The sequence below is a fragment of the Streptomyces sp. Rer75 genome, from assembly GCF_013414305.1.
GTDB lineage: Bacteria > Actinomycetota > Actinomycetes > Streptomycetales > Streptomycetaceae > Streptomyces > Streptomyces himastatinicus.
Genome location: NZ_CP058693.1, coordinates 154,401 through 169,051, shown reverse-complemented (window position 1 = coordinate 169,051; position 14,651 = coordinate 154,401). Strand labels below are relative to the sequence as shown.

Annotated in this window: 11 protein-coding genes and 1 pseudogene; 3 read left to right on the top strand and 9 right to left on the bottom strand. The window is 67.6% G+C overall.

Features of this window, described 5'->3' with window-relative positions; genetic code table 11:
• Positions 1–102: 102 nt before the first annotated feature.
• On the bottom strand, positions 103–756 hold the full coding sequence (locus HYQ63_RS00725; protein WP_373689191.1) for an ETEC_3214 domain-containing protein: 654 nt from the start codon (positions 754–756) through the stop codon (positions 103–105).
• A 379-nt stretch (positions 757–1,135) separates the two neighbouring features.
• Between HYQ63_RS00725 and HYQ63_RS00720 the strand changes: the two genes are divergently transcribed.
• Entirely contained in the window at positions 1,136–1,588 is a 453-nt protein-coding gene (locus tag HYQ63_RS00720; protein WP_373688999.1) for a lamin tail domain-containing protein, read from the top strand.
• Positions 1,589–1,638: 50 nt separating this feature from the next.
• Here HYQ63_RS00720 and HYQ63_RS00715 read toward each other — a convergent pair whose 3' ends face one another.
• The 4 genes from HYQ63_RS00715 to HYQ63_RS00700 form a co-directional block, all read right to left on the bottom strand.
• Positions 1,639–1,923: a hypothetical protein gene (locus HYQ63_RS00715; RefSeq protein ID WP_179932028.1), complete on the bottom strand. Its 285-nt coding sequence runs from the start codon at positions 1,921–1,923 to the stop codon at positions 1,639–1,641.
• Between the two features lie 64 nt (positions 1,924–1,987).
• On the bottom strand, positions 1,988–2,914 hold the full coding sequence (locus HYQ63_RS00710) for a Ku protein (RefSeq protein WP_179932027.1): 927 nt from the start codon (positions 2,912–2,914) through the stop codon (positions 1,988–1,990).
• Positions 2,915–3,299: 385 nt separating this feature from the next.
• Positions 3,300–4,154 carry an arylamine N-acetyltransferase gene (locus HYQ63_RS00705; RefSeq protein WP_179932026.1) on the bottom strand — a complete coding sequence of 285 codons (855 nt, stop codon included), beginning with the start codon at positions 4,152–4,154 and terminating at the stop codon, positions 3,300–3,302.
• A 1,043-nt stretch (positions 4,155–5,197) separates the two neighbouring features.
• Positions 5,198–5,713, bottom strand: a complete 516-nt coding sequence (locus HYQ63_RS00700) for an IS3 family transposase (RefSeq protein WP_257232549.1) — start codon at positions 5,711–5,713, stop codon at positions 5,198–5,200.
• 9 nt (positions 5,714–5,722) lie between these two features.
• Here HYQ63_RS00700 and HYQ63_RS00695 point away from each other — a divergent pair, with 9 nt between their 5' ends.
• Positions 5,723–6,106 (top strand): integrase core domain-containing protein, encoded by a 384-nt coding sequence (locus tag HYQ63_RS00695; RefSeq protein ID WP_179932024.1) that lies wholly within the window; start codon positions 5,723–5,725, stop codon positions 6,104–6,106.
• A 234-nt stretch (positions 6,107–6,340) separates the two neighbouring features.
• Here HYQ63_RS00695 and HYQ63_RS00690 read toward each other — a convergent pair whose 3' ends face one another.
• The 3 genes and pseudogenes from HYQ63_RS00690 to HYQ63_RS00680 all read right to left on the bottom strand — a co-directional run bounded on the left by HYQ63_RS00690 (position 6,341) and on the right by HYQ63_RS00680 (position 13,571).
• Entirely contained in the window at positions 6,341–9,385 is a 3,045-nt protein-coding gene (locus HYQ63_RS00690) for a cytochrome P450 (protein WP_179932023.1), read from the bottom strand.
• A gap of 11 nt (positions 9,386–9,396) precedes the next feature.
• Positions 9,397–9,537, bottom strand: a complete 141-nt coding sequence (locus tag HYQ63_RS00685; RefSeq protein WP_179932022.1) for an EF-hand domain-containing protein — start codon at positions 9,535–9,537, stop codon at positions 9,397–9,399.
• 1,638 nt (positions 9,538–11,175) lie between these two features.
• Positions 11,176–13,571 (bottom strand): annotated as a pseudogene (locus tag HYQ63_RS00680) (Helicase associated domain protein).
• A 231-nt stretch (positions 13,572–13,802) separates the two neighbouring features.
• Here HYQ63_RS00680 and HYQ63_RS00675 point away from each other — a divergent pair.
• Positions 13,803–14,183 carry a hypothetical protein gene (locus tag HYQ63_RS00675; RefSeq protein WP_179932021.1) on the top strand — a complete coding sequence of 127 codons (381 nt, stop codon included), beginning with the start codon at positions 13,803–13,805 and terminating at the stop codon, positions 14,181–14,183.
• 4 nt (positions 14,184–14,187) lie between these two features.
• Here the strand turns inward: HYQ63_RS00675 and HYQ63_RS00670 are convergent, their stop codons facing one another.
• Positions 14,188–14,370, bottom strand: a complete 183-nt coding sequence (locus tag HYQ63_RS00670; RefSeq protein ID WP_179932020.1) for a hypothetical protein — start codon at positions 14,368–14,370, stop codon at positions 14,188–14,190.
• Positions 14,371–14,651: the final 281 nt, after the last annotated feature.

Here is a 14,651-nt window from a genome sequence, read left to right as displayed (position 1 = left end):
CCCCCACACGTCACACCCGCACGAACCCGGTGACGTATGCCACGTCACTTACGGCTGTAGACGTGACAGAACAAGCGGTCCGCAGTCGAATTTTCGACCTCGTCAGATAAAGACAAGCTCATCCATATCGGGTATCCCACCCGATCGCTCCGTACTGTGGCGGCGGCGCCAGGTGGCGCAGCGTGTATGGAGCGGCGTGGCACTAGCCGTGCCGCTGATCGTCGGCTTTTGATTGCAATAGAAGTGCTGCTCCGGGTAGCTGAACCGGCGCGCCCCCAGTTCGGGCCAAGGCCCCTCCTCGTCGGACTGGGACACAGGAAGTGCGGAGAGACGCGTCTTGCCAAGGCGGATCTTGTAAGCCCCGACCGACAGCGTCGGGCGCAGCAGGCGGCTGCACGTCGTCAGCCCGTACATCAATACCTCGTCATCCTCGTTGCACCAGGTGACGAGGAAGCCCATGGTGCCCAGCGGCCGTGTCCGCACTGTCAGTTCGGCCGTCCTCTTGACGGGGTGTTCCTTCTCGTCAACGTCGTGCATTCCAGCGTTCTGCTTGTGCGCCCGGGCTGGCTCGCCGAAGAGTGCCTTGACATAGTCGTGACGCACGAACGGAGCCAAACGCCGGTAGCCCTTGACCAGGGCGTGGCGCTTGCCCAGCGAGGCACCCCACCAGCCCTTCAGGATGCCTGCCAACGTGTAGAGGGCGGTGACAAGGGCGGCGAGGGTCCACACGTTCAGCTTTGTATCGAGTACGGGCATGTAGTTCACGCCGGGATCCTGCACCGTGGTGCAGGACGATACGTAGGGATTCGGCTCGGAGTGCACTGCCCTTCGGGATCCGAACCATCTGGCGGGGGAGGGGCGGGCTTGGGTGGTGGCGACTGGTCGGCTCGATGTCTGGCTTCGCCGCGAAGCGCGCCGCCGCAGGATCGTTCCCGCCGGTCTATCGGTTCAAGCCGGACGGCCCGACTTCGCCCCCGGCTTCGGCAGAGGGTGTCGTGCTGTCTGGGCTTTTCGAACGGCTGGCACTTTCAGTTCCGGATCGGTAACAGCGACCGGTGCCTTCCATTCCGCCCGTAGTGTGATCGTCCTCGCCGGGACCATGGGGGGTGCCCGGCACGATTCACGAGGACGACTCTTGCTTCGTCCCCGCATGCTCGCCGCTGCTGTCGCTACGGCCGCGGCTTCCACGGTCGCCCTGCTCCCAGCGCAGGCGCAGGCCGCCGGCTCCGTGCACCTCTACCGCGTGTACTACGACTCGCCCGGCAGCGACACCCGCTCCAACTCGAGCCTGAACGGTGAGTGGGTGCAGATCAAGAACAGCACCAGCAGCTCAGTGCAGCTCAAGGGCTACACCGTGAGGGACGCGACCGGCTACAAGTTCACCTTCCCGTCGTACCGGATCAGCGCCGGGAAAACCGTCAAGGTCCACACCGGCAAGGGCACCCAGAGCGCCGGCCACGTCTACTGGGGCCGCGGCTCTTACGTGTGGAACAACGACCGCGACACCGTGACGCTGCGCACGGCGTCCGGAGCCTTCCGGGACTCCTGCTCGTACAACAGCACGCGATACGACTCCAAGATGTGCTGATCCAGCCCAGCCGATGACGCGGCGCCCCGCCCCTGCGGTGGGGCGCCGCGCTATGCGGTGCCTGCCATCTGCCGCTGCCGCTCGCCGTTCGCGTGTGCCTTCTCCAGTAGCGTGCCCTCTTCCTGCTCGTAGTGGGAGAGGGCCAGGCCGAGGCCGAAGAACGTGGGCGCCCACTCGCCGACGAGGATTCCCCACCGGTCGGCACGATCGAGGCCCTTGCCTGGTTCGGCGCGCAGAGACGCGGTCCAGGTCAGCACGGACAGGCCGATCGACGCGACGGCGGCGGTGTAGGCGTGCTCAGACCGATGACCGATGTCGTGCAGCTTCTTGATCACGGCGTGCTCCTTCGAGGGATTCCCCCCTCGGGCCGATCCTCGTGGCCACTCTCGGGCGCGTGATTCAGGACGCCGGCCGCTTCTTGGCCGCCTTCTTCGCGGGGGCTTTCTTCCCGCTGGTTTTCTTCGCCGCCGACTTCTTGGTGGTCTTCTTGCCCGCGGTCTTCCTTGTGGGCCGCATTTCGTGCACGTCGGCGGAGCCGGCTTCCTCGCCGCGGGCTTCCTTGGCGGTCCGGACGCTGTCCTGGAGGGCGGACATCAGGTCGACGACACGCCCCGTCGGCTCGGCCGGCACCTCCATCTCGGGCGGCTCCTGGCCCGCCGCCTTGGCCTCGATCACGGCTTCGACGGCCTCCCGGTATGTGTCGCGGTACTGGCTGATGTCGGTGGGGCCGATGATCTCCATCAGCTCCATGGCCTCGTCGACCTCGGCGTCGGACAGCTCGACACCTGTCGGAGCGAGTCCTTCGCTGGAGCGGATCTCGTCTTCCCAGTGGAGTGCTTGGAGCACGAGGGCGTCGCCGACGACCCGGAGCGCGCCGAGCCGTTCGCGGTTGTGCCACGAGAATTTCGCGACGGCCACCTTGTCGTTGCGCTGGAGCGCCTCGCGTAGCAGCGTGTACGGCTTGGCGGCGACCGCGCCGTCGCCCTGCAAGTAGTAGGGGCGCCCGAACCGGATCGGATCGAGCAGTTCGGCTGGCACGAATGCCTGCACGTCGATGGCCTTGGCGGTGGGCAGCGGCAGGTCGTCCAGCTCCTCGTCCGTGATGGGGACGAGCTGGTCTTTGCTCTCCTCGTAGGCGCGCCCGATCTCGTCTTGATCGAGTACGCGGTCCTCGATCTCGCACACCTTGCGGTACCGGATCCGGCCGCCATCGGTGGTGTGGATCTGCCGGAAGCTGATGCTGTGGTCTTCGGTGGCGGGCAAGACCTTGATCGGAATGGTCACGAGGCCGAATGACACGGCGCCGGACCACACGGGGCGAGGCATGGTGCACCTCCCAGGAGGTCCCCCGGGGGTCGGTTGTAGGGTCTTAAGATCGGTGTCCTAATCTCATGGTCGATGGCCGCCCAGTGGCAGATCGGACACGATTCTGAGAACGGCTGGTCAGTCCGTTCACTCGTTGCAGTGATCCCAGCGTAAGGCGGACTGAGCCGAGTCGGCTTCCTGGCAGCGTGGCTCGTGGGCAATGGCCCGGGCCGGGGGTACGCCGTGGACGGTTCTGCCTTAGCAGTCAGTGTTCGTCTTCGAGGCGATCCAGGTCTGGGGCTAAGGGCGGTCGGGGACCGCCCTCGCGTCTGCGGCTCAGACAGCCTCTGGTGGTGTCAGGTTCTGCGGGATCGCTTCCCGCTACCTTCTCTTGGTGCTTGTGCACTCAGGCGCCGTTCGCCGCCAGGTCCGTCAGTTTGGTCTCCAGCAGGGCGGCGTCCTCGTCGTTGATCACGATGCCGAAGACGTCGTCCAGCAGCTTGCGCACCTCTTCGGCGCCTACTGTCTGGGTCTCGGGTGGGATGCTGCCGTCCGCCAACTGTGTGGTCCAGGTCAGCCCGTCGAGAATGTGCAGCCGGTCGGGGAGGATCCGCTGGATGAACGGACGGGTGACGAACGGGGAGCGGTCGTTGGAGTCGACGAAGTGGTTCCCGACGGCGAAGTCGATCGGGTACTGCGGGTTGAGGGTCGTCGCGTGCCGGCTCAGCCACCCCTCGGGGCTGTCACCGCTCCGCTGGTACACGGCCCATCCGTCGGCGCCGGGGGTGATCTCTTCATGTTGCACGCGGTATTCCCACGCGCCGGTGGTGAGTGCGGCGCCGTCCGCCAGCTCGATCGGCTCGAACAGGCTCGCCCCGAAGCCCACGTCGCACAGCCAGCGGCGCCCCTCCAGCTCGACGACGAGCATGGCGTGTGTCGCCGGAAGGATCTTGTCGGAGCCCATCCGTATCCGGCCGGAGACGGCGGTGAAGCGGTAGCCCAGTGCTTCCAGGACGGCGGCGAAGAGGGTCACGTGCTCATAGCAGTAGCCGCCGCGCCCCCGGTGCAACAGCTTGTCCTGGATGGTTGCCAGGTCCAGCGCCACGTGGCCGTGCAGGAAGGCGTCGAGGTTCTCCCAGCCTATGGAGAGGACGTGCGCCCGCTGCAGGGTTCGGAGGGTGCCCAGGGTCGGTGTGCAGTCGCCGTCGTACCCGATGTGTGCGAGATAGGCGTCGAGGTCGAGCTCTTCGCTGTGCCACACGGCGGTCTCCTTCCGTCGCACGCCTGGGTGCGCGCGTACCGTACCGCCTCCGGGGCGGATCTCTGTCAGCGGTCGCCGACGGCCGCCCATACGCCAACATGCGGCCCCACGGCCGCATTCCTCCGCGACGCGCGTTCAGCTCGACTTCTTCTTGTTTTCCGTTGTCCCAGCTCCTGCTCGCCCGTCACCAGCCAGGTCGCTGCACCTGCACCAGGGTGCTGTCGCCGCCCAGCTGGCGGGTGAGGGTACGGGTGACCGCGCCGACCGGCGCCCTCTGGGGAGACTCCGCAGGTCAGCGGGTTGCCGCTTCGGGGCGTCCGAGGATTTGGACATGACGTGAGACTGAACGGCTGGACACTGCGTGAGGCACCGCGAGAAGCCGCAGGGCACGGCGTCGTCATGGGACACGAGCCACGAGACCCTACAGGTGACTGTGGGATCTCAGATTCCGTGGCCGAATCTCACGACCCATGGCCGCTCGGTGGCCGATCGGCCACGAATCCGAGACGCCTACCGCCTCTACACCGCCCGCTGGTCACTGGCCGACCTCACCTCCGACCGCCGACGCCCACCCACCACCGCCCCGACCGGCAGCCACCGGCCGACCGAGCGCACCCGCCGCGCCCCGGCCTCCGGGCCTGGGGCCGGGGAGTGGAGATACCCCGCGTGCCGTTGCAGTACGAACGGGCCGTCCTCGCCGGAGCTGCGGTCCGCGAGAAGTCGCGCTCCACCGTCGCCACACGCGGCCGGGCGCACGACGTCGTCGCGCACCAGCAGGCGGCGATGCTCGAGCAGCTGCTCGCGCCCGAGCCGACCGACCCCCGAGCACGACGACCAGGAGCAGGAGCCCGGCCGACAGGAGGCGGTCGACCTGACGGCGCTGCGGGCCCTGCGGGAGTCCCGCACCGACGTGGAAGCCCTCGATCTCACAGCCGAGCGGCTGCGCCGCCTCGGGGACGCCTTCACCACAGCGGCCGACCGGGCCCGCGCCACGATGGACCGCTACGCCCACCGTGTCAATCCCCTCGTAGCGTGGAGACGATCTATGCGGCCAGTCCCTCTGCGAGGGTGGCCCGGTACTCGCGTTCGTAGTCGATCGGGCTTTTGAACCCGTATACGCTGTGTAGCCGCCTGGTGTTGTAGAAGTCGGTGATCCAGGTGGCGATCTTGATGCGGGCCTCGGTGCGGGTGCGGAAGGTGTGACGATGGACGTACTCGACCTTGAGCACGCTGTTGAACGCCTCGCTCACGGCGTTGTCGAAGCAAGATCCAACTCTGCCCATCGACTGCACGATGCCCAGCTTGCGGCAGGCCCGCTTGAACTTCCGGGAGCAGTATTCGCTGCCCCTGTCGGTGTGCATGATCACGCCGCGGGCGTCGCCGCCCCGGGTGGCCGCGGCCATGTTGAGTGAGGCCACCACCAGCTCGGCGTCGTGCCGGGCGCCCATCGCGTAGCCGAGCAGCCGACGGGAGAACAGATCGATCACCGTTGCCAGGTAGAGCTTGCCCTCGCCGGTGTCGATCTCGGTCATGTCGCCCGCCCAGGTCCGGCCCTCGATGCCCTGGACATGGCCCTATGGCGCCGCGACCGGGCCGGAACCCCTGTCGGACCAGGGCTGATTCATCATTCCGACGCGGGCAGTCAATACACGTCGTTCGCCTTCGCCGCCCACCTCCTCGACGCCGGCATCGACGCCTCGATCGGCACAGTCGGCGACGCCCTGGACAACGCACTCATGGAGTCCCGGATCGGCCTCTACAAAACGGAGCTGATCAAGCCCCGCAAGCCCTGGCACGGCCTCGCTGACGTCGAACTCGCCACCACGGAATGGGTCGACTGGTTCAACAACCAGCGCCTCCACACCGCCATCGGCGACATCCCGCCCCACGAACACGAGACCAACTACTACGCTCAACACCAGCCCCAACCGGCAGCTGGAGTCAACGCATAAAGCCTCCACCGATCCCGGAGCGGTTCATCACCGGACGCCTCTTACCCCCTCGTCGCAAATGTTCCAATCCTCGCGTCGTCAAGCGCAAGGTGTCCAACTTCGGGGTCAAACGAGACGAGCACTTCGCCTGGCCGCAGCCCACCCGCTCCGCAGCAGACGCCGTCACCATCGCTCCACGCTGGCGCACCGCCCCGAGCAACCCAGCAATCAGAGCAAGAGCCACGACCACTTAAGTCACTGGTGTTGAGGCTGAGCACGTCGCGCCCATGCGGAAACTGTTGCCAGGCAGGCGTCAAGAAAGGTGGGGGAGGTGACGAGGACTTCGAGTTCTACCGCCTCGTCGGGAGTGAGCAGGTTCCGTTCGAGGAGCGCGGGGCGGATCTGGTTGAAGGTGGCTTGCCACAGCTGGTGGGACGGGCTGTGGTCACCGACGGTCCCGACACCGATGTGCAGTCCGGGCTGGGTGAGTCCGGCCTGGAGGAGGGGGGTGGGCTGGGTCCTCGGCCAGCGCAAGTCGGTTCCCAGGGTGCTGCTGAGGAGATCGGCGCCGGCGAGCGCGACCTTGCGGAAGAGCGGGTGGGGTGAAGACTGGGCGGGGAAGACGTCGGGGTCCTCCACGACGAGCCACCCACCGGGTCTGAGCCAGCGCGCGACCTTGGTCAGGATCTCCTGGCGGGCGGGGATGTGGACGAACAGGGCCCGGGCATGGATGAGGTCGAAGCTGCTCGGCGCGAAGTCGTCGCGGGTGACGTCATGGCGCAGGACATGCAGATTTCCGGGCAGGTCGCCGGAAAGGTAACCGGTGTCGATGTCGGTGGCTGTGGTGCGTCCATGGGAGCAGGTACCGGCCAGCCAGCGGGCGATGGATCCTGCTCCGGCGCCCAGCTCCAGGCAGTCCCAGCCGGGCTCAGGGTGCAGACCTCGGATGATGCGCTGGGTCGTGACGTCCCAGTCAGCCTGCAGGGTGAGGAGCCGGTCGAGTTCGGTCGTGATCCGGTGTGCGAAGACGCCCTGGGGATAGTCCTGCGACCCGCGGCGCCGTGGTTGCTCATCGGAGGAATCGGTGTGCTGGGTCATAGCCGGGCCGTGACCTTCAGGTGGGGGGTCGTCCTGCTGATGAGCCCGTGTGGGACGGGCGTGAAGCCGTCGGCCCACTGCAGTCCCGGCAAGTGGCGGAGCAGGACCGAGACGGTTTGGCCGAGAAGGCGGGCCAGGTGGGCTCCGAGGCAGAAGCGCTACCGCGCCGAAGGCCAGGTGGGTGGCTGAAGCGGCGAATTCCCTGTCTATCCGCTCGGGGCGGTGGACGTCGAAACGGTCGGGGTCCGAGAAGAACTCGGGGTCACGGTTGGCGGATGCCAGCAGGCAGGCGACGGTGGAGCCGGCCGGCACGGTGCCGCTGGGTAGGTCGACGGCTTGAGCGGTCTGGCGCACGATGACGTGCGTGGGCGGGTCCCGGCGTAGCGACTCGGCCCAGGCTGCCTCCAGCAGGTCCGGGCTGTCCGCCACGGCGGTTTGCGTATCGGGGTGTTCGACGAGGTTGGTGAGGAAGAGAGCGAGGGCCTTCTCGCTGGTGTCGGCCCCGGCGGCCAGCAGAAGGCTGCACGTCCCCTGAACCTCGCGGTCGGTCAGCAGCCGACCGTCGATCTCTCTCGTGCACAGTGCCGAAAGGAGGTCGTCGCCGGGCTCGGCCCGCCGGGCGTCGATATGCGGTTCCAGGTAGGCGAAAAGGGCTTTTGAGGCGTCCAGGCCGCGCTGGAGGGTGGCCGGGTCCTGCCGGTGGTCGGCCACGAAGGACATGCCCGCGTTGTACCAGGGCCGCAGTCGCGGCGCGTCGTCGACCGGTAGGCCCAGGACAGCCGTCATGACGCGGATAGGCAGTTCCTGGCAGAACGAGGTGACCAGGTCGGTGCTGCCCTGCAGGCGGACCTCCTCAGCGGCCCGGCCGGCGAGTTCCTCGGCAGCATCGAAGGCGGCCCCGCGCAGGGCGGTCAGGGCACGGCCACGAAAGGCCGGGGACATCACCGCCCGGTGCGCGGTGTGTTCCGAGCCGTTCATCTCCAGCAGGATGCGTCCCACCATCGGACCGCTCTGCCAGGAGTAGTTGTCCGAGGTGAAGCGCGGATCGCACAGAGCGGCGCGGACGTCGCGGTAACGGCTGACCACCCATGCGTCCAAGGGCTCATCGCGCATGAGGGGAAAATGCGCGCAGCCGCGCGTACACGGGAAAGGGTCCCTCTCGAACTGCGTCCACATCAGACTCAGCGGAGTGCGCCGGGTGTCGACCGCCGCCACGGGCCGGCCGTGCCAGTGGTAGCGGCTGGAGGTCTGGTGCCAGGCCAGGACGTCAGCCATCGCTGCGGCCAGCACCTCGGCGAGCCGCCGGACCTCGGCCGCCTCCCCGCCCGTCCCGGGGAGCTGCGATCTCTCCTTCTCGAACGCCGAGACCCGGTCACAGATCATGTCACGGACCCCGTCGACAGCCTGCTGCCAGGAGCAGCCCCACTGGCGGTGGGCAACCTTGACCAAGTTCGCGTTCTCACCCAGCAGCAGGTCCTTCTCCAGGGAGTACAGGTCGTTCACCCAGCCCAGGACATCGCCGGCACAAGCGCGCAATCGGGAGACGCCGGCCCCCAGCACGCCGGTGTTCGGCGGCTGCAGCTCGTGCACCAACTCGATGAGGTCGAAGAGGATGTCCACGCCGAACAGATCGGCCCGGAACGCCGGATATTCCTCCAGCGTCAGCACGAGCGTGTCCGCCTGTCCCACTCGATGGCCGACCATCCGGCACTGCGCTTCCAGGTGACGACCCACGTGACCGACGAAGGCTGCTTCCTTGCCTGAGGCGAGCAGGCGACGCGTCCGCGGCAGAAGGTCCTCCGCGAGGACCTTCAGCATGGGGTCCTCATCAGCGCCGTCGGCATCATGCCAGCCACGGAGAACGCACAGCGCCCGCTGCGCGAACCGCTTCAGGACGCCGTCATCGGCCCACTGCCCGTCGTCAACCCGGTCGTCGAGCACCAGCGTCCAGACGAACCACTGCATCAGCAGCAGCGCGCGCTCCTGTTCCCCTCCTCCCGTCAACGCCAACCCGACATCCAGGATCCCGGAGGTCTCCATTCGGTCCCGCCCCCGCGGACCTACCAGCCCGTGCAGGTGACTCCACACGCATACCTCACGCACCAGGTCAAGGGCGTCATCACGGGGGAAGGCGCCCGTGAGGGGGAACGACAGATCCGGAAGGTCGAACATCACACGATCCGTGACACCACTGCTCGCCATTGGCTCCTCCGTCACCGATCCCACCAAAGCAACCAGAACTGACGTTTCACCGTCTCCAGCGCACGAACGATGGCCGTCAGATCCTGTTCGGTGAGGTAACCGTCCTGGTCGGTGTCCAGAAAGGCGAACATCCGGCGGAGCTGGGTGCTCAATATCGAGCTGTCGACGGTGGTGATGACGTGCCCTCTCCGTTCTTCGAGTCGGGGGCCTACATTGCGCGGCGACAACGGCTTTGGTGAGCCGTCCGGGTCGTGAGAGGCCGCTGGTTACCCATCGACCAGGGTGCACATGCAGCCCTGAAGCATCTTCACTCGTACCAGTGAAGATGCGGTGGCGAGTGTCTCGCTGCGATGTGCCGGTTTGGTGTCGGTGGGTTGGTGTCAGTGACGGCATGTCAGGTTGGGGTTTTTCGCTGGTGGGGTGTTGAGGATGGGCGGGCTTACTGCGGTGGAGTGGTATCTGCAGTCGGTGCGGCTGTCATGGAGCGGTACACCACTTCGGCTGACCCGACGACAGCAGGGCCGGACGAGATCATCCTGTCCGGCCCTGCTGCTCACCAGATGGAGCGGATGCAAGGCCCGAACGAGGGCGCAATCGTTCCAAGGCCGGTGTTGGTCTGGATTGGCGTCAGCGAGTGGAGCCAGACGCCGCCGTACGCCACGAGGCGCCTCCGGCGGCAGTCGCTGCGCCGCGGAGCAGGTAGAGGCAGGCCTCGTGGCGAATCCGTCGTGCGCGTGCCGCCCACCGGGACGTACTGGGGGGTTTCGGTGCCGAGGTCGGACCCGTAATCTCGGTCATGGACTTGAGCTTCTGCTTCGTCGAGGATGTTCGGTCTTCTCCAGACGGCTCCTGCCCACCAGGGGCCGTCGCCGTTACGGCGACGGCACTGCCGCTGTCCGCCTGTTGAGACACCACTGCGTCCGGTGGGGCGGCTGACACCAACGAAAGCACCCCGAATAGCGCGCTGACCAGCGAAAACAGTGCTTTGCTGAAGAAAGTTCTTCTGTGCTTTCACGCGGCAAACCACGCAGAGGCTTGTCTTCCCGAGGCTTTGACGGGGTCTTGTTGGGCGATGGTGGTCCCTTCTTGCTTCTGATGGGTGTCATGCCTGGTCCAAGCTAGGCTGTTCAGGTTCAAATAGGCCATAGCGAGCGGGAGTTAGGCATGCCCCAGATTCTGCGAATGCCGAGTGAGGATGAGCTCCCGCGCGGGCCCAGGAGGACCTTCGTGGGTGAGCTGTTTACCTACTTCCGCGCAGCAGGGCGCCCCTCACCGGCCAGCATCGCTGCAGCCGCCTCTCAAGGGCCTCAACCCGACCGCGTAATGGTGAGCCGTGAGACGGTCCGCAGGCTCCTCAAAGGCGAGACGACCAGCACCTGGCCCAAGGTGAGAGCGGTGCACGAGGTTCTCTGCCGTATGGCAGACCGTGACCCGACGTGGAGAAGGTTCTCTGACTCCTCCGACTACGACGAGGACAACGACACCCGCACGCTTCGTGAGTACATACGCGATCTGTGGAACGACGCTGTTGACGGTGCTGAAGTGGATGACGTTCCCCCTCAGCTAGCTCCGGTTCCGGAGCTGTCACCGCCGCCCGCCCCCACGGGGGGCTGGGGAGGCAATGCGCCCTCAAGGGGGTGGGGCACTCCGCAGCACCCTCAGGACGATCCTTGGGCCACCGGAACGCCGCAAAAGAAGACCAGCAGTCAGCAGGTCTACAGCGACGAACCTCCCTTCTGAGCGCGGACGACTCGGCCTGCCCGGCACCCCTGCGACTGTGACCGCCACGGCTACGACCACCGCATGCCGATCGCGGACAGCTGCTCCACCCGCTCCGGCGACAGCGTCGCGGCCCGGCTGCGCTGGTTCCCGATCCACGCACCGAGTCGGAGCTCCCGCTCCTCCTGATGCTCGCCGTCGACACCGAGCACGATCGTCTCCACGTGCTTGCGCGGCACCTGAAGGTGCCCCTCGCGTTCGTAGAACTGCCGGGCGGCCTGGTAGTTCATCGCCCACTTGTCGGCCTGCGTACGGCGCGGCTGGGGCTTCTCGTCCTCGGCCGCGGGCTCGATCCCGAGGATCTGCTCACACATCCACTGCTGCACGGTGGTGAGCTTGTCCCACCCCAGGCGCTGCGCTCGCACCCACCGCCCCAGATCCTCACTCTGGTGCACGACCACGCCCGGCTCGGTCGGCAGCGCGCCACCGGCCTCCAGATGCTGCCGGACCAGGTGGAAGGCGCGCTGCCATCCCACGGGCCAGGCCGGGCACCATGACGGGTCGATGTCCTCCAGCTGCTCGCGGCGCTCTTCCGACAGCGCCCCGGCTGCCGACTCCACGGGCAGGCCCTCGGCACGCCGCTGCTCGTTCTCGGCAGCCTTCCGGGCGGCGGCCCGCGCGTTCTTCAGCCAGATGCCCACGCGGTACCCCTGGTGCGTGGCGTCCAGCGGCGCGAGAAGGTGCCCGTTCCGCTCGGCCCACCCGCGCGCTGCCGCGAGTCCTTCCTCCCACGCGACGTCGAAATGCGACCACACCATCCCCAGCTTCTCCAGCTGTTCGATGCGGTCGGCGTCCATGTCGCCGCGGGCGTAGAAGCGGCGGGCGTCGGCGATCCACTGCCCCAGCGGGAACGCGGCGAGCGAGACCGGCCACCCCTCGGTCTCCACCGCCCGGTCGTCACCGCCGGGCACGCGGTACGTGAATGGCACCTTCAGGTCGCCGTGCAGCCGGTTGTAAATGACGGCGGCCTCCACACCGCGCCGCCAGTGCTCGCGCTCGGGATTGAGGACCCGCAGGTTGATGAACGCCGCCAGCTGCGCCGGGTCACGCGGCGTGGAGAACTTCAACAGCGACCGCGCGGACACCGACGGCCCACCGGACCCGTTCCCCTCACCACGGCTTTCCTCGCCCTGTGTGGCCTTCTGGACGGGCTTGTAGGCGCTGGGGGCCTGCTGCTGCGCCAGAGCCTCCACGGCCCGGGCGTCGTGCGCCCTGAGTGCTTCCAGCAGCTTCGCCAGCCCGCCGAACGCCCTGCTCGTGAGCATGTTGTCGGCCGTCTCGCCCGGACCCAGCAGGACCGGCACGACCAGGCTGGCCACCTTCCTCGCCCGGCTGCATCCGCAACGCGCGGCCGACGGCCTGGACGAGGTCGGGCATGGAGCCGCGGACATCGGCCCAATAGACGGAGTCGCAGTGCTTGGTGTCGACGCCCTCACCCAGGACCTTCACCGAGCACAGGAAGCACTTCTCCACGACCGTGCCGTCCGCGGCGATCCCGTCGGCGAACTCGCCCAGCAGGCGCCGGCGGTAGAGCGGCTTGTGCTCCCGCACAGCCAGTCCGCCCAGATCGTGCGCGGGTACAGCTCAGGTAGGCGGCGTGCGGCTGCGCGGCGACGTCCGGAAGACCGGCCGCGAACGCCTCGGCCTCCTTCACCACGTGGTGAAAGACGAGCGTGCGCCGGAAGTTCTCCTCCGAGGACGCCTTCACCAACGCGGTCTGCAGAGCAGCGAGCCGCGCCGCGCACCTGGTCCGAGCGGCCTTCCGCGCCCAGGAGCTGGGCGGCTTGGAGCCGGGTGTCGGTGATGTCCACGCACACCACCTGGTACGGCGCACAGATCCCCCGATCGACCGCCTCCGACAGCGTCAGCGTGTACGCCCTGCTGCCGAACGGGCCGTCCGGGTCGTCCTCCATGCTCGCCACCAGCTCACCCGGCGCGCCCTCGGAGTCCTCGTCCAGCTGCCACACCCGGGGCGTGGCCGTCATGTACAAGCGACGCAGGGACGGAATGCGGGCGTTGTCGTGAACGACCGCCCACGGCTTGCCCAGCCGCCCCGACGTCCGGTGCGCCTCATCGACCACAATCAGATCCCAGCCCGGAAGACCGGCCTTGTGCGCGCGCTCCAGCGCGCCCAGCCCGAGCGAGGCGTACGTGGCGAACACCGTGACCCTGTCCAACGGGCGCACCCAGTCGACCAGTTCGGCCACGTCCGTGGTGTTGGGGAAGGAGGCTTCCTCCCCCCGCAGGGACGAGACACCGATCATCGGGCCCCGGCGGCCAGCCTCCCGCCACGCGGTCTCGGTCTGGACGAGCAGATCCAGCGACGGCACGAGCACCAGCACACGACCCGCGTAGAGCTCCTCGGAGCTGCGGGCCGCAACCCGGTCTTGCCCGACCCGGTCGCCATGATCACCTGCGCCCGCAGCCCCCGCTCCGGCACAAGCGATCTTGCAGGCAATTCCAGAACACGGAGAACAGCGTCAATAGCCTCACGCTGAGCTGCCTCACGCTGATTACCGGTCATCATCCTTCCTTTTCTTCCGTGCCGTAAAGCCGCGTTTCGTCAGCCAGACCGTGGTGATCGAGGTGCGCCAGGAGCAGGCGGGCCAGGGGCCTGGCCGGGGTAGCTGGAGTGCAGGTGCCCGTTGGCGTCGGTGCCCTCGGTGAAGCCACACGTGGCCTGGCTGGCTCGCAGCTGCACGACGTCCTCACCCTCCCCGAGGATGCCGAGCTGGCCGGGGAAGCCGACGGCGCGAGTGAAAAAGTCATCCAGAACGCCGAACAGCTCCGGGCTCGGACGGCCCGGCTCACGATCACCCACGGCGGTGTCGGCGGCCTCCATGACGGCGGTGAGGAACCGCCCACGCGCCTCCTCCTGCTGACGCGCCTCGTTGGACAGACTCTCCTCACTCACCTCCACCACCCGGTACAGGCCCTGGTCCCCGCCACCCCGCCCGGCCGCTCCAACGCCATACGCACCTTGGCGACGGCCTCCTCCACCGACCGCCCGTACGCGTAGTTCGTCACCACAGCAGCCCCGGGGTGCGCCGGATCGGTCCGCTGCGCCCGATCCGGTAGCTGATCAGACCCGGGGCCGGCCCCGCCTCACCGGTCTCGCGCTCCCAGTGCTCCCGCTGCGCCTGGCGCCAGCGGTGCACCTCCGGGGCGCTGTCGGGGGAGTAGGTCTCCCACCCCGCATCGGTCATCAGGTTCCAGATGCGCCGCAGCTCGGTCCGCCGGACCGACGCCAGCCGCTCCTCCGCGCTGATCAGCCTTGGCTGATCCTCATGGTTCTCCAGGTGTGAAGTGCCGTTCCAGTGCCAGTGGCGGAGTGCCGCTGCTCTGACATCGCCGACCTTCGAGAATCGGCTCTCTGGCCTGGTGCAAGTGCCTTCGATCGACTGGCGTTCAGTGGCATCAGGTGCTGGTAGATAGTGGCATCAGGCCAGGACAGCTTTGCGGCACTTCCTATAGGCCCCCTGCAGCT

Excerpts from the sequence above, each read along its gene's own strand:
- HYQ63_RS00670 (WP_179932020.1), bottom strand. The coding sequence starts at position 14,370 with ATGACCGATGCGGGGTGGGAGACCTACTCCCCCGACAGCGCCCCGGAG.
- HYQ63_RS00690 (WP_179932023.1), bottom strand. The coding sequence starts at position 9,385 with ATGGCGAGCAGTGGTGTCACGGATCGTGTGATGTTCGACCTTCCGGAT.
- HYQ63_RS00695 (WP_179932024.1), top strand. The coding sequence starts at position 5,723 with ATGGCCCTATGGCGCCGCGACCGGGCCGGAACCCCTGTCGGACCAGGG.
- HYQ63_RS00725 (WP_373689191.1), bottom strand. The coding sequence starts at position 756 with ATGCCCGTACTCGATACAAAGCTGAACGTGTGGACCCTCGCCGCCCTT.
- HYQ63_RS00710 (WP_179932027.1), bottom strand. The coding sequence starts at position 2,914 with ATGCCTCGCCCCGTGTGGTCCGGCGCCGTGTCATTCGGCCTCGTGACC.